The organism is Pseudomonas sp. SJZ077, assembly GCF_007993905.1.
In the GTDB taxonomy this organism is placed as follows: Bacteria; Pseudomonadota; Gammaproteobacteria; order Pseudomonadales; family Pseudomonadaceae; genus Aquipseudomonas; species Aquipseudomonas mandelii.
In genome coordinates, this window is the sequence record NZ_VIUJ01000018.1 from 135,742 (window position 1) to 155,746 (window position 20,005).

13 protein-coding genes and 2 pseudogenes are annotated in these 20,005 nt (G+C 61.4%); 10 read left to right on the plus strand and 5 right to left on the minus strand.

Features of this window, described 5'->3' with window-relative positions; genetic code table 11:
- Positions 1–149 precede the first annotated feature (149 nt).
- The gene (locus FBY01_RS24155; RefSeq protein WP_042932942.1) at positions 150–455 is read left to right on the plus strand and encodes a DUF6388 family protein; all 306 of its coding nucleotides are present in this window, start codon (positions 150–152) and stop codon (positions 453–455) included.
- Between the two features lie 90 nt (positions 456–545).
- Here the strand turns inward: FBY01_RS24155 and nadC are convergent, their stop codons facing one another.
- Positions 546–1,394: a carboxylating nicotinate-nucleotide diphosphorylase gene (gene nadC / locus FBY01_RS24160; protein ID WP_010463472.1), complete on the minus strand. Its 849-nt coding sequence runs from the start codon at positions 1,392–1,394 to the stop codon at positions 546–548.
- A 285-nt stretch (positions 1,395–1,679) separates the two neighbouring features.
- Between nadC and FBY01_RS24165 the strand changes: the two genes are divergently transcribed.
- The 5 genes and pseudogenes from FBY01_RS24165 (at position 1,680) to FBY01_RS32305 (ending at position 7,699) form a co-directional block, all read left to right on the plus strand.
- Positions 1,680–3,887, plus strand: coding sequence for a DUF1631 domain-containing protein (locus FBY01_RS24165; RefSeq protein WP_145309761.1), 2,208 nt, complete (start codon positions 1,680–1,682; stop codon positions 3,885–3,887).
- 64 nt (positions 3,888–3,951) lie between these two features.
- Positions 3,952–4,527, plus strand: coding sequence for a 1,6-anhydro-N-acetylmuramyl-L-alanine amidase AmpD (gene ampD, locus FBY01_RS24170; protein WP_010463469.1), 576 nt, complete (start codon positions 3,952–3,954; stop codon positions 4,525–4,527).
- Positions 4,524–5,360 (plus strand): regulatory signaling modulator protein AmpE, encoded by an 837-nt coding sequence (ampE, locus tag FBY01_RS24175; RefSeq protein WP_010463467.1) that lies wholly within the window; start codon positions 4,524–4,526, stop codon positions 5,358–5,360. The genes ampD and ampE overlap by 4 nt, the downstream gene beginning before the upstream one ends.
- A gap of 1,277 nt (positions 5,361–6,637) precedes the next feature.
- A pseudogene (locus FBY01_RS32300) lies at positions 6,638–6,841 on the plus strand (HAMP domain-containing protein); the annotation flags it as partial.
- Positions 6,842–6,994: 153 nt separating this feature from the next.
- Positions 6,995–7,699, plus strand: coding sequence for a methyl-accepting chemotaxis protein (locus FBY01_RS32305; protein WP_371857853.1), 705 nt, complete (start codon positions 6,995–6,997; stop codon positions 7,697–7,699).
- Positions 7,700–7,747: 48 nt separating this feature from the next.
- On the opposite strand, the gene FBY01_RS24185 is transcribed toward FBY01_RS32305, so the two are convergent.
- The gene (locus FBY01_RS24185; RefSeq protein WP_010463463.1) at positions 7,748–8,524 is read right to left on the minus strand and encodes a TatD family hydrolase; all 777 of its coding nucleotides are present in this window, start codon (positions 8,522–8,524) and stop codon (positions 7,748–7,750) included.
- 3 nt (positions 8,525–8,527) lie between these two features.
- On the minus strand, positions 8,528–9,523 hold the full coding sequence (gene cra, locus FBY01_RS24190) for a catabolite repressor/activator (protein ID WP_010463461.1): 996 nt from the start codon (positions 9,521–9,523) through the stop codon (positions 8,528–8,530).
- Positions 9,524–9,814: 291 nt separating this feature from the next.
- Here cra and ptsP point away from each other — a divergent pair, with 291 nt between their 5' ends.
- The 4 genes from ptsP to FBY01_RS24210 all read left to right on the plus strand — a co-directional run bounded on the left by ptsP (position 9,815) and on the right by FBY01_RS24210 (position 17,074).
- Positions 9,815–12,676 (plus strand): phosphoenolpyruvate--protein phosphotransferase, encoded by a 2,862-nt coding sequence (gene ptsP, locus FBY01_RS24195; RefSeq protein ID WP_145309759.1) that lies wholly within the window; start codon positions 9,815–9,817, stop codon positions 12,674–12,676.
- Complete coding sequence (gene pfkB, locus FBY01_RS24200; protein ID WP_077747394.1) at positions 12,676–13,617, plus strand: 1-phosphofructokinase; 942 nt, start codon at positions 12,676–12,678, stop codon at positions 13,615–13,617. Before ptsP ends, pfkB begins: the two co-directional genes overlap by 1 nt.
- Positions 13,618–13,628: 11 nt before the next feature.
- Positions 13,629–15,368 (plus strand): PTS fructose-like transporter subunit IIB, encoded by a 1,740-nt coding sequence (locus FBY01_RS24205; protein ID WP_145309757.1) that lies wholly within the window; start codon positions 13,629–13,631, stop codon positions 15,366–15,368.
- Positions 15,369–15,532: 164 nt separating this feature from the next.
- Complete coding sequence (locus tag FBY01_RS24210) at positions 15,533–17,074, plus strand: alkaline phosphatase (protein ID WP_102593602.1); 1,542 nt, start codon at positions 15,533–15,535, stop codon at positions 17,072–17,074.
- Between the two features lie 131 nt (positions 17,075–17,205).
- On the opposite strand, the gene FBY01_RS24215 is transcribed toward FBY01_RS24210, so the two are convergent.
- Positions 17,206–19,734, minus strand: coding sequence for a sulfite reductase flavoprotein subunit alpha (locus FBY01_RS24215; RefSeq protein ID WP_145309754.1), 2,529 nt, complete (start codon positions 19,732–19,734; stop codon positions 17,206–17,208).
- 169 nt (positions 19,735–19,903) lie between these two features.
- A pseudogene (locus tag FBY01_RS31965) lies at positions 19,904–20,005 on the minus strand (IS110 family transposase); the annotation flags it as partial.

Sequence of the window (20,005 nt, forward strand, 5' to 3'; positions counted from 1 at the left end):
GACGTTGCACACGTACCACTTTGCAGTTTTCAGATGATCCCCGAATGGTTCTGAAGGCCAGACAAACCGGGCTTCACACGGTTTTTTGCGTCAGAGAGATCCTTGATGATCCAGATCCATCTTCCATTCCCCAGATCAGCGAGAACGCCATGACCGTTAAAGAATTGACCCAAGAAGCCAGACACGAAGAAGCGCTGAAAAAGTACCTGCAGGAGTCGCCCCAGCTAGCCGACGAGATCAAGGACCTGCCGGCCGACGATCAAAAAGACCAGATCCAGTGGGCGTTCGAGGATGAGGCGGAGTCCCAGGGCTTGCAGCCATGGGAACTGACGCTCAAGTACACCTCGACCCCTGAAGAGTTCGAGGCTGCGCGCCTGGTGCTGCACAAGGAGGCGGCCGAGGTGTTAGGGGTCGAGTGGGAAGAGTACTGCGAGATGAACAATCTGGTGGTTTGAGAGCAGCTTCAGGCTTCAGGCTTCAAGCGGTAAGCTGCAAGTAAAAGCAAAACTGCTTGAAACTTGGAGCTTGCCGCTGGAGGCTGCGTTTTAGAGGCTTAAGCGCATCGACAGGTCGACAGCCTTCACATCCTTGGTCATCGCACCAATCGAAATGTAATCCACCCCGGTTTCGGCGATCGGCAGCAGCGTGTTTTCGTTGATACCGCCGCTGGCTTCCAGTTTCGCCTTGCCCGCGTTCAGGCGCACGGCTTCACGCATGTCATCCAGGCTCAACTCATCGAGCATGATGATGTCGGCACCCGCCGCCAGGGCTTCTTTCAATTCCGCCAGACTTTCCACTTCAATCTCGACCGGCTTGCCCGGGGCGATCTTGTGCGCGGCGTTGATGGCCTCAGGAATGCCACCGCAGGCGGCGATGTGGTTTTCCTTGATCAGGAAGGCGTCGTACAGGCCGATGCGGTGGTTGTGGCAACCGCCGCAGGTCACGGCGTACTTCTGCGCCAGACGCAGCCCTGGCAGGGTTTTACGGGTGTCGAGCAGCTTCACCTGGGTCTCGGCGACAAAATCCGCCAGGTATTGCGCGCGCGTGGCCACGCCCGAGAGCAATTGCAGGAAATTCAGTGCGCAGCGTTCGCCGGTCAGCAGCGAGCGTGCCGGGCCCTCGAGGTGAAACAGCGCCTGATTGGGTTTCACCCGTTCGCCGTCACGCACCTGCCAGTGCACCGCGACCCGTGGATCGAGTTGCCGGAAAACGGCATCGACCCATGCGGTGCCGGCAATGACCGCGGCGTCGCGGGTGATGATGGTGGCTTTTGCCAGGCGTTCGGCCGGGATCAGCTGTGCGGTGATGTCGCCGCTGCCGATGTCTTCGAGCAACGCACGGCGCACGTTGGCTTCGATTTCGGCGGTCAAATCGGCGAGACGTAGATTCGGCATAACGGGCTCCACAAACAAAGTGGCCCGATTATAGGGCCATGGCGCGAGGCAACCCAAGGCATCAGAGGCGTTCCCCTCACCTGCAAACCTGCATTTGGTCGATTCCCTTGAATCATCGGCACTAAGTCAACGTCTTTCCTATGCGTCTATTTCGATACGTAGCACAGAGTCTGCTGGTACACGGGAGCGCTTTTGCAAGATAATCCGCCTTGCTTTTGACGTCATGGCTTTGACGTTCGTTTGGATTTACGACTATTCGCAGAATCACCGTTTCAGGAGGCTTGGATGCACAACGACGGGAATGTAGTGCCTTTGCACAAGGCGGCTACCGGTCAGGCGACGCAATCGCCGCTCGCCCGCCTGCCTGTGATTCTGCTTCAGGTTCGCGACAAGGCCACTCAACAGCTCAGGCATGGCTTGCAGGAGCTGTTTGATAACGCCGACGACACGCTGTTCGAAATGGCTGATCGGGCCCGCAGCGATGTCGAGCAGAACCTCTTTTTCGAAGCCATGCGCGACTTGCGACTCAAGCGAAAAAGCATCGAACGCGGTTTTCTCGAACACTTCTTCGAGGCGTTCGTCAGTCTCTCGCAGCACGACAGCGCCCAGGCGGCCTTGCCTCAGGCATTGGCATTTGAAACCGATGCATTGCCCAATGACGATCTGGAACGCAGCGTCGCGGTGGACGCCATGGTCAGCAAAGTGCTGAGCCGCGACGGGTTCGCCCTTGACCAACTGACAGCCCGACTCAGTGCGTTGCTGGACAAGGCGCTGGACGATGAGCACAACCCGCTGGGGCCTGCGCGGCTCTGCGAGTATTTCTTGCAGGCCTGGCGCAACCTGGGGGTGGAGATCAAGGTCAAGCTGATCATTCTCAAACTATTTGATCGCTACGTGCTCAGCAGCACTGATCAGCTGTACGCCGAAGCCAATCAACTGCTCATCGCGACCGGCGTGTTGCCCGACCTCAAGCCCGCTCCCACGCGGCGAGCCAGCGATCATGCCGCCGCCAGCGCCTATGCCGAACCGATCGAAGTCGGCATCCACTCGGGCCATACACCGGTCGACGATGGCGTGGAGGAAGTCTTTGCCGCGTTGCAGGAGCTGCTGCTACACGTGCGCGGCAGTGTCGCGCCGACCCTCGAAGCCAGTGCCCAGACACAGCCCATTTCCACCCGAGACCTGTTGCGCCTGCTCTCGCACTTGCAGCAATACGTGCCGGCGCTGGCGACCCAGGACGACTTCGATCTGCGTAACCAGCTCGAACAGCTGCTAACCCGGGTCAGCGTCAAAAGTGGCAAGTCGCGCGTGGTCGGCGTGGCTGACGAAGACGTGATCAACCTGATCGCCATGCTCTTCGAATGCATCCTTGATGACCGCAACCTGCCTGACTCCCTCAAGGCGCTGATTGGTCGGTTGCAGATTCCGATGCTCAAAGTGGCGGTGCTCGACAAGAGCTTCTTCAGCCGCGCCAGCCACCCGGCCCGGCGTCTGCTCAACGAAATCGCTGCCGCCGCGATGGGCTGGGGGGAGTGCGATGACCACGAGCGTGACAGCCTGTACCTGCGCATCGAGCAAGTGGTCCAGCGTCTGTTGAACGACTTTGTTGACGATCCGGCGATCTTTTCCGAATTGCTGGCGGATTTTCTCGCCTTCACCAGTGATGAGCGCCGCCGCAGCGAACTGCTGGAACAGCGTACCCGTGACGCCGAGGAAGGCCGCGCCAGGACCGAACTGGCTCGCCAGCGTGTCGAGCAGGCGCTGAATCAGGCGTTATTGGGCAAAGTGCTGCCCCAGGCTGTGGTGGTCTTCGTGCAGGAGGCCTGGAGCAAAGTGCTGTTGTTGACCTGCCTCAAACATGGTGATGCGTCGGCGCAATGGCAGGCCGATGTGCAGACTATGGAGCAATTGATCTGGAGCGTGCAGCGCCATGACGAGCCCGATGCCGGCCTGCGTTTGTTGGCGCTGGTGCCCGGGCTGCTGAAGGCCTTGCGCGACGGATTGAGCAGCTCGGCGTTCGATCCGTTCGCCACCAGTGAGTTTTTCAGTGAGCTGGAAACCTTGCACGTGCAACGGTTCGAGCGCCCGGGTCAGACGGCTGAACAACCCGTCGACCCGCCGGTTATGGTCGAAGTGCTGCAGCAAATCGTGCTGCACACGGCGGACGAAGGCCTGGCCGATGTGGTGTCTGTGCGGTTGCCGGCGGACGATGCCGGTTTGCTTCAGGTCGATCAACTGCGTCCGGGCTGCTGGGTCGAGTTTCAGGAAGACGATGAAAACACCCTGCGTTGCAAGCTGGCAGCGATCATCGATTCCACCGGCAAATACATCTTTGTCGACCGCACGGGAATGAAAGTGCTGGAGCGCAGCCGCACCGGCCTGGCCCTGGAATTTCGCCGTGGCGCGGTGCGGGCGCTGGACGATACCTTGCTGTTCGACCGGGCCCTGGAGTCGGTGCTGGGCAATCTGCGGCGTCTCAATCGCGGCAAGTGATCGCGCCCCGAGGGCCTATCGCGGCATACTGGGCGCCAACACAGTCGTCGTTGAAGGAACCTGTATGCAGTTGGACCCCGCGAGCGGTTGGTGTCAGGGCGTGCGTGTATGCCGCTCGCCCAACTTCAATGCGCGCCCCTCGGGCGAAATTTCCTTGCTGGTGATCCACAACATCAGCCTGCCGCCAGCGCAGTTCGCCACCGGCAAGGTGCAGGAATTTTTCCAGAATCGTCTGGATGTCACGGAGCATCCCTATTTTGCAGGTATTGCTGACCTGCGGGTGTCTGCGCACTTTCTGATCGAACGTGACGGCACCGTCACTCAGTTTGTCTCTTGTCTTGAGCGCGCCTGGCACGCCGGTGTCTCGAGTTTCGAGGGGCGGGAGACCTGCAACGATTTTTCTGTGGGCATCGAACTTGAGGGCACGGATGATCTTCCGTTCGAGGACGCCCAGTATCAGGCGTTGACGACTCTGACCCGACAACTGCAAAGCACATTTACGGCGATCACGGCGCAACGCATCTGCGGGCATAGCGACATCGCACCGGGGCGCAAGACGGATCCGGGACCCGCGTTCGACTGGGCACGCTACCGCGCCGCCTTGGCAAAAGCCGCTTTGGAACAAGAGGAACAACGATGAGTTTTCTGGTGTTGCTGTTGGCCGTCTGGATCGAGAAATTCTCGGCCTTGCGCCATCGGGTCCAACGTGACGGCGGTTGGGTGCGTGAACTGAACAAGCTTGAAGTCAGCCCGCGCCTGATTGATCGGCCATGGCTGGTATTGGTGGTGCTGGTGTTGTTGCCGGTGGCGCTGCTGGGTTTGTTGCTGGTGGTGCTTGAACCGGTGGCCTACGGGTTGCTGGCATTGCCGGTGCACCTGCTGGTGGTGATTTACAGTCTGGGTCGCGGCGATTTGCTGGCTGGCCTGGGACCGTTTCGCGATGCCTGGCGCCGGGAAGACCTGCAAGCCGCCGCCCATGTGGCGAAGCGCGACGTGGACATCTGCGCCGATAGCGGCGAGCAACTGCTTGAGCGGGTCGAAGGGCATTTGCTGTGGGAGGCGTACCAGAGCTTTTTCGCGGTGATTTTCTGGTACTTCGTGCTGGGCCCGGTCGCCGCACTGAGCTACCGGCTGCTGGCGCTGGCTGAAGAGCACGGGCAGAACCCTGCTGTGGTCGAGCGCGCTGCACAGTTGCGTCATGCGTTTGATTGGGTGCCGGTGCGTCTGTTGGCGGCCAGTTTCGCGCTGGTCGGAAATTTTGTCGCGGTCAGCCGCGTCATGCTGCATGAACTGCTGAACTGGAACATCAGCGCTGCCCAGTTGATCGAGAAAGTTGGCCTGGTGGCTGGCGAAATTCCTGCACCGGTCGTCGGACCGGATGGTATCAACAGCCTGGACCGGATCTGGGAATTACTGCTGCGAGCGGCGGTGCTCTGGTATGCAGGTTTTGCGTTGTGGACGGTCCTTCCGTAAACCAACGGCTGTCTTGCGTGAACATCTTTGTGGGGAGGGGGCTTGCTCCCGGGGCGCAGCGTCCTCAAACGGCCAGGCGAATATGTCAGAAAACCCGCTCGCCTGCATTGCGTCTGCTTCGCAGACGAGCGGGAGCAAGCTCCCTCGCCACAAGATGATCATCGATCTCAAGTCCGGCGATCTGCCGTTAACCTTAAGTTACAAAACCCTCAGCCGATTTAAGCTATACAGGGATAGCGCTGAATAGTGGCTATCTGCCGTCGACCCGCGCCTGCCAATAAAAATAAGAATCAAAAGGGAGACTTCCAGTGAAGAGCTTGCTCTATCCCGCCGTCGCGCTGATGAATCGCCTGAGCTTCGGCATGAAGTTCAGCCTGATCAGTGTGCTGTTCCTCGTGCCGATGCTGGTGACCAACTTCTATCTGGTCCGCGACTCCTATCGTGAATTCCAGGGCACACAAGTCGAGCTGCAAAGCCTCGACCTGCTCGGCAGCAGCCTGACCCTGCGGCGTGATCTGGAAACCCTGAACAACCTGGTGCAAATCAACGTCACCCTTGGCCAGTCCGGCAAGGCCGGTAATGTCGAGACGAAGATCAGCACTCTGGAGCAAAGTGTTCTGGCCCGCCTGCAAGGGCTGACGGCGATGACCACTGATCCGGAGCAGATCACGGTTTTCGATGGCAAGCGCGATGAAATGATCGCCGCGTTCAAGGCCCAACAAGCGGAAAACTCCCTGCAAAGCAAAAGTGGGATGATCGGCAAGTTGCTCGGCAGCGCGCAGATTTTCAGCCAGATCATCGCCAGTCAAGCCGGCCTCAGCCGCGATACCCAGAGCGACATGCGTCAGCTCAGTGAACTCATTACCAACGTCACTCCGCCTGTGACGCAGATCCTGGGCGACGGCCGGGCGATGGGTTCCTATTCGCTGGGGCAAGGTTTTCTGAATTCGTCGTCGAGCACCCGATTTGATGAGCTGCTGGCGCAGATCGAAAAGCTCCAGGGCGAATACGGTCTGAAGCTCAATGATGCATTGGGTTCCAGCAAAGCGGCGCGTGACACCCTGGCCGCCCAGGCCGAGAGCAGCAAGGCCTCGCTGAAAAAGGCCAGTGAACTGTTCGAAGAACAGGTGGTAATGGCCGACACCCTCGATGCGCCATGGCAGGCCTTTTACGACCAGGTCACCGGCCTGATGGACCAGACCTACCAACTCAACGAAGCCACCCTGGCATTCCTCGGCACCCAGTTGCAGCAGCGACTGGAGCAGAACCGCACCCACATGATCTTGCAGGCCGTGGCGCTGTCGGTGGTGTTTGTGTTGATTTTCTACCTCTACGGCGGCTTCTACGCCTCGACCCGCACCACCCTCAAACGTCTGGGCGCGACGCTGGACAAAGTTGCAGCGGGCGACATGACCGTCACCTTCCGGGCCGAAAGCCGCGATGAGTTGGGCGAGTTGGGCGAGGTGTTCAACGGCACCGTGAAGAAAATCCATGACCTGATCGAGCGGGTAGGCCAGACCGTCAACGAGGTCGAGCGCCAGGCCGGACAAGTCGAAAGTGTCTCTGCCCAAAGCAACCAGGCGGTGGCGGGGCAGCGTTCGCAGATCGAGCAGGTCGCCACGGCCATGAACCAGATGTCTGCCACCTCCCTTGAGGTGGCGCGCAGTGCCGCCGCAGCAGTCAGCAGTGCCCACAGCGTCAACGACGAAACCATCAGCGGTCGCGGCCTGGTGGCGTCCCAGCAGGGCAGCATCGCGCAACTGGCCAGCGAGATCGATCAGTCGGTGCGGGTGGTCAACCAATTGGCCAGCGACAGTCAATCCATCAGCCGCGTGCTGGAAGTGATCAAAAGCATCGCCGAGCAGACCAACCTCTTGGCGCTCAACGCCGCGATCGAAGCCGCTCGGGCCGGTGAGCAAGGGCGTGGTTTTGCGGTGGTGGCCGATGAGGTCAGGACCCTGGCCAAGCGTACCCAGCAATCGACCGAAGAAATCGAGCAGATGATCACCAAGCTCCAGAATGGTGTCGGCGCGGCGGTGAAAGCCATGGGCGTCAGCCATCAGGTGGCCGATGGCACCGTCGGGCAGTCGGAAAAGGTCCAGCAGGCGCTGGAAAACATCCTCGGTGCCGTCGGCATGATCGTCGACCAGAACCAACAGATCGCCGCCGCGGTGGAGCAGCAGACCGCAGTGGCCCACGACATCGACCAGAACATCGTCGAGATCAACCGCGCGGGTGAACGTACCGCCGAAGGGGCGCACCAGACCGAGGATGCCAGTCGAGCATTATCGGCCCAAGTGTTGGAACTCAAACAACTGATCAGCGCGTTCCGGGTCTGACGGCACACAAGGATCAAATGTGGGAGCAGGTTTTTGTGCAGGGCTGATTTACCAGTTGAACAACTCGCAGGCATTGGCCGTGCTTGCGGCCGCCAATCGCTCGGGGCTGATCGCCATGATGCCGGCCAGCGCCGAGCAAATCGCCGGCAGGTGCGCCGGGCTGTTGCGTTGACCGGGAAACATGGCGGGCGCCATGTCCGGTGAATCGGTTTCCAGCACCACTGATTCCAGGGGCAGGTCAGCGAGGACGCGGTGCATGCGCAGCGCCTGCGGCCAGGTCGCGGCGCCGCCCAGGCCCAGTTTGAAACCGAGCTTGATGTATTCGCGCGCCTCTTCCTTGCTGCCGGCGAAGGCATGAATGATGCCCGCGCGTTTCAATCGAAACCGTTTGAGCGTGGCAATCACCGCGGCATGGCTGCGCCGCACATGAATCAGCGCCGGAAGATTGAAGTCCACCGCCAGTTGCAGTTGCGCGTCGAACAAGGCCTGCTGGCGCTCACGGTCGAGGGTTTCGATGAAGTAATCCAGACCGATCTCGCCCACGGCACACAATTGCCGATGACCCGCCAGGCGGGTCAGCCAGTCACCGAGTTCGAGTAAATCGTCAGGGCGATGCTGGTCCAGGTACACCGGGTGCAAACCGAGCGCCGCATGCAGGTCGGGATCGCTTTGCACCAGGTCCCAGACCCGCTGCCAATTGCCCTGATAAACCCCCAGCACCACCATCCGCCGTACCCCGAGGGCGCGGCTTTCGGCGAGCAGTGCCGTGCGGTCCTCGTCGAAGTCCGGAAAATCCAGATGAGTGTGGCTGTCAATCAGCTCCACGGTTCAGTCCTGGCGAATACGCTGCTTGAAGGTCCGCGCGATGGCTTGCACGCCGGGTTGGTAGTCGGACTGCTCGATGGCGGCCAGCGCCAGCGCCAGCGCCTTGTCGGCAATCAACTGATGCTGCTGGGCCATGGCATTGACCGGCAGCGGCAAGAAGTCCAGCAACTGCGTGTCGCCGAAGGTGCCTAGGCGCAGCGGACGGGTTTTCAGCGGGAAGTCGTGCAAGGCATCGAACACGCCTTGAAGCAGCACGTAAGACGTGGTCACCAGCGCATCCGGCAAATGCCCAAGGCGCTGTAACAATTCCTCCATCAACTGCTTGCCGCACTCACGGCTGAACGATTCGCCGTGCTCGATCAGCACGTCGCCTTTGAACCCGCTTAACGCCTCCTTGAACCCGGCGGCACGTTCCTGGCTGATGCTCAGCTCGGGGCGGGCACCGATCAGCGCGATTTGCTTGGGCAGCGGGTCGAGCAGACTGCGGGTCAGTTGCAGGCTGGCCTCGCGATCATCGCTGATCACCGAACAGAAATGCTCAGGCTCCATCACCCGGTCGATGGCGATGATCGGAATGCCTTTGGCCTGCAACAGACGATAACTGTCATCACCGGCCGGCAGGCAACTGGCGACGATCAAGGCATCACAGCGCCGGGCGCGGAACAGTTGCAGCAATTGCCGCTCACTGTCCGGCGCATCGTCGGAACTGGCGATCAGCAATTGATAACCGCGCGCCCGGGCGCCTTGCTCGAGCAGTTTGGCGATTCTCGCGTAGCTGGGGTTTTCCAGGTCCGGCAGAATGAAGCCCAAAGTGCGGGTGTGCCGACTGCGCAGCCCCGCCGCCTGAGGGTTGGGCGTGAAGCCATGTTGTTCGACGACCGCACGAACGCGCTCGACGGTGGCACTGCTGATACGTTGCTGCTCGGCCTTGCCATTAATGACATAACTGGCGGTGGTAACGGACACACCGGCCAACTGTGCGATATCACTGAGTTTCAACTCGGGATTTCCTTGTTTGTTCGAGCTTGCCCCGACATTTTCGACAATCCTACCCGATTCGGGCAGACGACCATTGTCGCAACGCTTCCGACAAGTTGGACTTCAAGGATGGGACATAATCGAGTAACGTGCCAATCATTCTAGATTAAACGTTTCAGCAAGCGTATTTTCTACGTTATAAGCGCATTTGGCCGGTTCTGCCGTGAAACCGCCAAAAATGATGACGAAGCGCCTAAGCTGGAATCATCCAAAACAATACCTGGCGCCCACAGACGCCAAAAAGGAGAAAGCATGCTCGAGCTCACCATAGAGCAGATATCCATGGGCCAGTCGGCTATGGATAAGTCCGAAGCCTTGCAATTACTGGCCGGGCATCTGGTCACCGATGGCCTGGTGGCCGAGGGTTATCTCGCCGGTTTGCAGGCGCGGGAAGTCCAGGGCTCGACCTTTCTCGGTCAAGGTATTGCCATCCCCCACGGTACGCCGGAAACCCGCGATCAGGTGTTTTCCACCGGTGTGCGGCTGATGCAATTCCCCGAAGGCGTGGACTGGGGCGACGGCCAGATCGTTTACCTGGCGATCGGCATTGCCGCCAAATCCGATGAACACCTGCGACTGCTGCAACTGCTGACCCGTGCCCTCGGAGAAACCGACCTGGGCCAGGCCCTGCGTCGCGCCAGTTCCGCCGAAGCCTTGTTGAAACTGCTGCAAGGGGCACCGCAGGAACTGGCGCTGGATGCACAAATGATCGGCCTTGGTGTCTCCGCCGATGACTTCGAAGAACTTGTATGGCGCGGTGCGCGTTTGCTGCGTCAGGCCGATTGCGTGAGTAACGGGTTCTCCGCCGTCTTGCAACAGGTCGAAGCGCTGCCGCTGGGCGATGGCTTGTGGTGGCTGCACAGCGAACAAACGGTCAAGCGTCCGGGCCTGGCGTTCGTCACGCCGGACAAGCCCATGCGCTACCTCGGCCAGCCCCTCAGTGGCCTGTTCTGCCTGGCCAGCCTCGGCGAGGCGCATCAGGCTTTGCTCGAACGCCTGTGTGCGCTGCTGATCGAAGGCCGTGGCCATGAATTGGGTCGCGCCACCAGCAGCCGTAAAGTCCTCGAAGTGCTGGGCGGTGAACTGCCGGCGGATTGGCCGAGCGCACGCATTGCCTTGGCCAACGCCCACGGTTTGCATGCCCGCCCGGCGAAGATCCTCGCGCAGTTGGCGAAAAGTTTTGAAGGCGAAATCCGCGTGCGCATCGTCGATGGCCAGGACAGCGCCGTGTCGGTGAAGAGCTTGAGCAAACTGCTCAGCCTCGGCGCCCGGCGCGGTCAGGTATTGGAGTTCGTCGCTGAACCGAGCATCGCCGCCGATGCCTTGCCAGCCTTGCTGGCCGCCATCGAAGAAGGCCTCGGTGAAGACGTCGAGCCGTTGCCCGCGGTGAGCCAGCAGCGCGAGGTGTTTGCCGATGTCGCCGAAGTGCTCCTGGCGCCAGCGTCCGGCAGTCTGGTCCAGGCCATTGCCGCTGCACCGGGCATCGCCATTGGCCCGGCGCACATTCAAGTGCTGCAAACCATCGAATACCCGTTGCGTGGCGAGTCTGCCGCCATTGAGCGTGAACGTCTCAAGCAGGGCTTGGTGCACGTGCGCCGCGACATCGAAGGCCTGATCGAACGCAGCAAATCCAAAGCCATCCGCGAGATTTTCATCACCCACCAGGAAATGCTCGACGACCCGGAATTGACCGATGAAGTCGACACCCGCCTCAAGCAAGGCGAAAGCGCTGAAGCGGCGTGGATGGCGGTGATTGAAGCGGCGGCCAAACAACAGGAATCGTTGCAGGACGCCTTGCTCGCCGAACGGGCTGCCGACCTGCGCGACATCGGTCGTCGGGTGCTGGCGCAACTCAGCGGCGTCGAAACCCCGAGTGAACCCGATCAGCCGTACATTCTGGTGATGGACGAAGTCGGCCCGTCCGACGTTGCCCGTCTCGATCCGACCCGTGTGGCCGGCATTCTCACGGCCCGTGGCGGCGCGACCGCTCACAGCGCGATTGTCGCCCGGGCGCTGGGCATTCCGGCCTTGGTCGGCGCTGGTGCGGCGGTGTTGCTGCTGGCGCCGGGCACGCCGTTGCTGATTGATGGTCAGCGCGGTCGCCTGCATGTGGACGCCGACGCGGCAACCTTGCAGCGCGCCACCGAAGAACGCGACACCCGCGAACAACGCCTGAAAGCCGCCGCCGAACAACGCCATCAACCGGCGCTGACCACCGACGGCCATGCGGTCGAAGTGTTCGCCAACATCGGCGAAAGTGCCGGCGTGACCAGCGCGGTGGAGCAGGGTGCCGAAGGCATCGGCTTGCTGCGCACTGAACTGATTTTCATGGCCCATTCCCAGGCGCCGGACGAGGCCACCCAGGAAGTCGAATACCGCCGCGTCCTCGACGGCCTGGCCGGTCGTCCCCTGGTGGTTCGCACCCTCGATGTCGGTGGCGATAAACCACTGCCGTACTGGCCGATTGCGAAAGAAGAAAACCCGTTCCTCGGCGTGCGTGGCATTCGCCTGACCTTGCAGCGTCCGCAGATCATGGAAGCGCAATTGCGCGCCTTGCTCCGTGCAGCGGACAACCGTCCGTTGCGGATCATGTTCCCGATGGTCGGCAGCGTCGATGAGTGGCGCCAGGCGCGGGACATGACCGAGCGTCTGCGTCTGGAAATCCCGGTGGCTGATCTGCAACTGGGGATCATGATCGAGGTGCCATCGGCGGCCTTGCTGGCGCCGGTGCTGGCCAAGGAAGTCGACTTCTTCAGCGTCGGCACCAATGACCTGACTCAATACACCCTGGCCATCGACCGGGGGCATCCAACCTTGTCGGCCCAGGCTGACGGCTTGCACCCGGCGGTGCTGCAACTGATCGACATCACCGTGCGCGCGGCCCATGCCAACGGCAAGTGGGTCGGCGTGTGCGGCGAGCTGGCAGCCGATCCGCTGGCGGTGCCGGTGCTGGTCGGTCTCGGCGTGGACGAACTCAGCGTGTCCGGTCGCAGCATTGCCGAGGTCAAGGCACGCATCCGCGAACTCAGCCTCAGCCAAACCAGAATTCTCGCCCAACAGGCCCTGGCCGTGGGCAGCGCCAATGAAGTGCGCGCATTAGTGGAGGCCCTGTAATGGCCAAAATCCTGACCCTGACGCTCAACCCGGCGCTGGACTTGACGGTGCAGTTGCCGCGCCTCGAGCCCGGCCAAGTCAATCGCAGCGACGAAATGCACACCCACGCCGCCGGTAAAGGCGTGAACGTGGCGCAGGTGCTCGCCGACCTCGGCCATCAGCTGACGGTCAGCGGTTTCCTCGGTGAGGACAACCTTCAAGCGTTCGAAACCCTGTTCGCCAAACGCGGTTTTGTCGATGCGTTCATCCGGGTGCCCGGGGAGACGCGCAGCAACATCAAACTGGCGGAAAACGATGGGCGGATCACCGACATCAACGGTCCGGGGCCGATGGTCAATGCGACGGCTCAGCAGGCGCTGCTGGATCGACTCGAGCAGATTGCGCCCGGTCATGACGCGGTCGTGGTGGCCGGCAGCCTGCCGCAGGGGATAAGCCCGCAGTGGTTGCAGGCGTTGATTGAACGTTTGAAAAACCTCGGTCTGAACGTTGCCCTCGACAGCAGCGGCGAAGCCTTGCGTGCAGCGCTCAAGGCCGGCCCGTGGTTGATCAAACCGAACACTGAAGAGCTGGCCGACGTGCTGGGCTGCGAGGTGATATCGGTGGCGGCACAAGCCGAAGCGGCGAGCCGTTTGCACGCTCAAGGCATCGAGCATGTGGTGATCTCCCACGGGGCCGATGGCGTGAACTGGTTCAGTGTCGGCTCGGCGATGCACGCCACGCCGCCCAAGGTCAGTGTCGTCAGCACCGTGGGCGCAGGCGATTCGTTGCTGGCCGGCATGCTCCACGGTTTGCTCAGTGCCGACACGCCTGAACAGACCCTGCGCACCGCCACGGCAATCGCCGCGATGGCGGTCACGCAGATCGGTTTCGGAATTGGCGATGTCGCGCAGTTGGCGCGGCTCGAACAGGGCGTGCGCATCCGCACCCTGACAGAACAATAAGAGGGTTTGTCATGAAACTAGCCATTGTTACGGCCTGCCCGAACGGCATGGTCACCAGTGTGCTGTGCGCCCGTTTGCTCGATGCAGCGGCCCAGCGTCAGGGCTGGAGCACCAGCGTCGAAGTGGTCGATGCCGCGCATCCGGAACGTCAGCTGTCGGCTGCCACGATTGAAGCGGCCGAGTGGGTGCTACTGGTCACCAGTGCGCCGGTGGAGATGTCGCGATTCGTCGGCAAGAAAGTGTTCCAGAGCACGCCCGCGCATGCCCTGCAGGATGTCGAAGCGGTGCTACGACGCGGGGCTGAAGAAGCTCAGGTGTATGTCGCGCCCGAAGCTGTCGAGCAACCTGCTACCACCGTTCAAAACGCGCCACGCCTGGTGGCGATCACGGCGTGTCCGACCGGTGTCGCTCACACGTTCATGGCGGCCGAAGCCTTGCAGCAAGCGGCGAAGCGTCTGGGCTACGACCTGCAAGTGGAAACCCAAGGCTCGGTCGGTGCGCGCAATCCACTCAGCGCTGCAGCGATTGCCGATGCCGATGTGGTGCTGCTGGCGTGCGATATCGAAGTCGCCACCGAGCGTTTTGCCGGCAAGAAAATCTACCGTTGCGGTACTGGCATTGCGTTGAAGCAAGCCGAGGCGACGCTGAATAAAGCGCTGGCCGAAGGCAGGCAGGAAACCGCGTCGACCGGTGCCAAAGGCCCGGCCAAACAAGAGAAGACCGGTGTCTATAAACACCTGCTGACGGGCGTGTCGTTCATGCTGCCGATGGTGGTGGCGGGCGGTCTGATGATCGCCTTGTCGTTCGTGTTCGGCATTTCCGCATTCAAGGAGGAAGGCACACTCGCCGCCGCACTGATGCAGATCGGTGGCGAGACTGCGTTCAAGTTGATGGTGCCGCTGCTGGCGGGTTACATCGCCTACTCGATCGCCGACCGTCCGGGCCTGGCGCCGGGGATGATCGGTGGCCTGCTGGCGAGCACCCTGGGCGCCGGTTTTATCGGCGGGATCATTGCCGGTTTCATTGCCGGTTATGCGGCGCAGGCGATCAATCGTTATGCGCGCTTGCCGCAAAGTCTTGAGGCACTGAAACCGATCCTGATCATCCCGTTGCTGGCGAGCCTGTTCACCGGCCTGGTGATGATTTACATCGTCGGCAAACCGGTGGCCGGCATGCTCGAAGGGCTCACGCACTTCCTCGACAGCATGGGCACCACCAACGCGATTCTGCTCGGTGTGCTGCTCGGCGGGATGATGTGCGTCGACCTTGGCGGGCCGATCAACAAAGCCGCGTATGCGTTCTCGGTGGGGCTGCTGGCCTCGCAAAGTTATGCCCCGATGGCCGCGACCATGGCCGCCGGCATGGTGCCGCCGATTGGCTTGGGCATCGCCACGTTTATCGCACGGCGCAAATTTGCCCAGACCGAGCGCGAGGCCGGTAAAGCGGCGCTGGTATTGGGGCTGTGTTTCATCTCCGAAGGGGCGATTCCGTTTGCCGCCAAAGACCCGTTGCGAGTGATTCCGGCGAGCATTGCCGGTGGCGCGCTGACCGGTGCGTTGTCGATGTATTTCGGCTGCAAACTGATGGCGCCGCACGGTGGGTTGTTTGTGTTGGCGATCCCGAATGCGATCAATCATGCGCTGTTGTATCTGCTGGCGATTGTGGCGGGGAGCCTGCTGACGGCGGTGGCGTATGCGCTGCTCAAGCGGCCGGAAGCTGTTGAGATGGCACTCGAACCCGCCAAAGCCTGACACCACGTTGTAGGAGCGAGGCTTGCCCGCGAAGACGGTTTAACATTCAACAAACAGGTGTCTGTAAGATCGCCTTCGCGGGCAAGCCTCGCTCCTGCAGGGGGGGCGGTGTCACACCGGTTTCATGCGCACGTGCTTTAGTTTTCCTTTTCAGGGAGAACACCATGAGCGAATTCGACCTCGGCCGTCGCCGTGTCATGCAAGCCGTCGGCGCCGGGCTATTGCTTCCAGGGCTGGCGCCGGCCGTCATCGCCTCGGTCAAGGACCGTCCGCAGCTCACCGATGGCGTGCAGTCCGGCGATCTGATGGGCGACCGGGCGATGATCTGGAGCCGCAGCGACCGACCGGCGCGGATGGTGGTCGAATGGGACACCCGCAGCCTGTTTGGCAACCCACGCCGCTTCGTCTCGCCATTGGCCGATGCGCGCAGCGATTTCACCGCACGGGTCGAGCTCACGGGGCTGCCGGCCGATCAGGCGATTTTCTATCGCGTGTATTTCGAAGACGCCCAAAGCGGTGTCACCAGCGAACCCTGGTTCGGTCATTTGCGCAGCGTGCCGCAAACCCGGCGCGACCTCCGTTTTGTCTGGAGCGGCGACACCGTCGGCCAAGGCTTCGGCATCAACCCGGACATTGGCGGCATGCGCATCTACGAAGCCATGCGTCTGCGCCTGCCCGACTTCTTTATCCACAGCGGCGACACCATCTACGCTGACGGCCCGGTGCCGGCGCAACTGGCCACCGAAAGCGGCCGGGTGTGGCGCAATATCACCAGCGAAGCCAAGAGCAAGGTCGCCGAGACACTCGACGATTATCGCGGCAACTACCGCTACAACCTGATGGACGAGAACATCCGTCGCTTCAACGCCGAAGTCCCGCAGATCTGGCAGTGGGATGACCACGAAGTGGTGAACAACTGGTCACCGGGCAAGCAATTGGATGAGCGCTACAAGAGCAAAGATATCCACAGCCTGGTCGGTCGCGCCCGCCAGGCCTGGCTCGAATATGCACCCATGCGTTTGCAGAGCGCCGATGGCGGCGGGCGGATTTATCGCAAGCTCGGCTACGGGCCGATGCTGGATGTGTTCGTGCTGGACATGCGCAGCTATCGCGAAGCCAATGACGACAACCTCGGCACTGCCAAACCGTTTCTCGGTCGTGAGCAACTCGACTGGCTCAAGGCTTCGTTAAAAGCCTCCAGTGCTCAATGGAAGGTCATTGCTGCTGACATGCCGATCGGCCTCGGCGTCCCCGACGGAGAAGTCAGCCCCGGTGTCGCGCGCTGGGAAGCAGTGGCCAACGGTGATCCAGGACCGGCCCAGGGGCGTGAGCTGGAAATCGCTGAACTGTTGGGCTTTTTACGGGCGCAGCAGGTGCGCAATTACGTGTTCCTGACGGCCGATGTGCATTACTGCGCAGCCCACCATTACCACCCGGACCGCGCCGCATTCCAGGACTTCGAACCGTTCTGGGAATTTGTGGCCGGGCCGTTGAATGCCGGGAGCTTCGGACCCAATCCGCTGGACAAGACCTTCGGGCCCGAGGTGGTTTTCGAGAAAGCACCACCGGCGCAGAACACCTCGCCGTTTGCCGGGTTCCAGTTTTTTGGCGAGGTGAATATCGATGGGCAGACGGGGGAGATGAGTGTGGTGTTGCGGGATCTGGATGGGGTGGCGGTGTTTGAGCGCAAGCTTCAGCCAGCCTGACCGTTTCCACCAACAACACACAACCAATGTGAGAGCGAGCCTGCTCGCGAATGCGGTTTCACATTCAACAGCGTCGTTGTCTGACCCACCGCTTTCGCGAGCAGGCTCGCTCCCACAGGGATTGTGGTGGTTCAGTAGACGTCGCGGCGGTAGCGGCCCTGCTCGATGAGGCGGTCGACTTCTGCAATCCCGAGCACTTCGTTGAGTACGTGATCCACGCCTGAAGCCATCCCCTGCAAGCTCCCGCAGATGTAAATCACGGCGCCGTCAGCCAGCCATTGCTTCAATAGATCGGCCGACTCACGCAGCCGATCCTGCACATAAATCTTCTCGGCCTGATCCCGCGAGAACGCCAGATCCAGTCGCTCCAGATCGCCTGAAGTCAGCCATTCCTCAAGCTCATCGCGGCACAGATAGTCGTATTCCCGATGACGCTCACCGAACAGCAGCCAATGCCGTTGCTGCCCATCGGCAATGCGTGCCTTGAGCAAACTGCGCAGTCCAGCCAGCCCGGTGCCGTTGCCCAGGAGGATCATCGGCACCGGCTCGGTCGGCAGGTGGAACCCGCTGTTGCGCCGCACTCGCAGGCTGATGGTGCCCCCCACCGGCGCGTGTTCGGTCAGCCAGCCGGAGCCGATGCCCAGGCTGCCATCGGTGTGCATTTCCTGGCGCACGATCAGTTCCAGAATGCCGTCAGCCGCAATCGAAGCAATGGAGTATTCGCGCATGGCCAACGGCACCAGTGCATCGACCAGTGCCTGAGCGTGCAGGCCGACCAGATGGGTTCTGTTTTCCGGTAGTTGTCGGCTGGCGAGGGCGTGCTCCAGCGGTTGCGACAAGCCATTGAAGGTCACCATCGCCCGGCCTTCAATACCCAGGCCATCAAGGAAATGCTCGATTGCCCACGGGCAATTGCGGGGCAGGACTTCCACCAGATCCCCCGCCAGCCAACTGCTGGTGGTCGGTGCGGTGAGGCCCAGCAAGTACACCGGTGAGCCGCTGCTATCCGGGTTCATCAACTCGCGGCGGGTCAGGGTCCAGTTGTCGTAGCTCGGCGCCTGCCAGGTGTCGACCGGTGCTTGCCCGGTCAACAGGCCGAGTTGCTGCTGCCAGTGACGCAAGGCGTAAGGGTCGCCGCTGTCGACTTCCACTGGGGCGAACAATGTCTTGCCGCCATGCTCGCCAAGCCAGGTGTGCAAGCGTCGGGCGAAACCGCAGAAGTGGTGATATTGGCGATCACCGAGACCCAATACCGCGTAGTTCAGGCTTTCCAGGTTCGACGCCTGGCCCAGCACCTTGCGTTCGAAACCGCGGGCGCTGTCCGGCGCTTCGCCGTCGCCGAAGGTGCTGACTACGAACAGCGCATTGCTGGATTCACGCAAATCCTGTTCGCTGACATTCGCCAAGGGTTGGACTTTCACCGGCAGGCCGGCCGCCTGCAATTGCCCGGCAGTTTGCCACGCCAGTTGCTCGGCAAAGCCGCTTTGGCTGGCGAAGCCGATCAACCAGGCTGGCGCATTGTTGCCCGTTTGCGCGAAGTTTTTGCGGGCGTCCTTGATCTGCTTTTTCTTGCGGCGACGGTCCAGGTACAACAACCAGCCAGTGACAAAGAACAGCGGCATGGTCAGCGCGGTGAGGGTCAGGATGATCCGCCCGACGATGCCGAAGTAACTGCCCACGTGCAGCGCGTAAATGCTGGTCAGCAGTTGTGCCTTGAGGCTCTTGTCGCTGTAACGGTCATGCCGTTTGACGAGGCCGGTGGCCGGATCGAGGCTGATCTGGTTCAGCGCACGGTCATGGGGCGAGGAGTTCAACAGGTAGAAGACCGTCGCCGGTTGGCCGGCCACGGGCGGCATGCGGATGTTGTAGGCACTGAGTGCCGGACCTGCGGCGCTGTAGATACTGCTCCACATGGCGGCGTAATCGGCGGTGGGCGCCGGGCCGCTTGGGGCAGGACCTCGACCGCCGCGCACGCGCTCGTTCTGCGGAGAGTCGGACAGCAATTGGGTCAAGCCCTTGTTGTACCACTCATAGGACCAGGACAACCCGGTCAGCGCTGACAGGAGGTAAAACACCAGGCACCAGGTACCGGCCACCGAGTGCAGGTCCCAGTTGAAACTGCGGCCCTTTTTCTTCCAGTCGAGGGTCAGCCAGGCGCGCCAGTTTTTCCATTGGCGCGGCCAGCGCAGGTACAGGCCGGACAGGCAGAAAAATACCAGGATCAGCGTGCAGGCCCCGGTGATCTGCCGCCCGGTATCGCCCATGGCGAGGAAGCGGTGCAGTTGCAGCATCAGGCCGAAGAAGTCCTGACCGGTGGCTTCACCCATGAACTGGGCGGTGTACGGATCGAAGTAGCGCATCTCGCCCCGGCGTTCGCCCGGTGGCGGGGTGAAACTCACCCGCGCGGCGTTGCCGCTGTCGGTCTCGACCCAGAGCATCGCGACTTTCTTGCCGGAGGCGCCCTCGATTTTTTCCACCAGTTCGGCGGGCGGCAGGACGCCGGCAACCTGCTTCTCGACCTGCAACACAGAAGGATTGAGCACGCTGAGGATCTCATCCTCAAACGACACCATCGCCCCGGTGATGCCCATCAGGGCCAGGACCAGCCCGGCACTGATGCCGAAAAACCAGTGCAACTGGAACAGGGTTTTCTTCAACACGTCGCTCGCCTTGTTCGTTCGAAATAATCATCACGGCGCGCATTATGCCGTGGGTTGCTGAGAAACATTCTTTTTTACGTACAAAAGCCCCGTTCATGCAGATGAACGGGGCCTGACCTTATATCGCCGGCTGCTTTATGTGGGAGATTCTATGGTTGAGGGGAAACCCTCAACTCACCTTTGACTGATATTCGCTTTGCCCTTTCAGCAAGGCGAATGCCACCCGCGCAAGCTTGCGAGCCAGCATCACCAGCGCCTCAGTGGTGCTGAA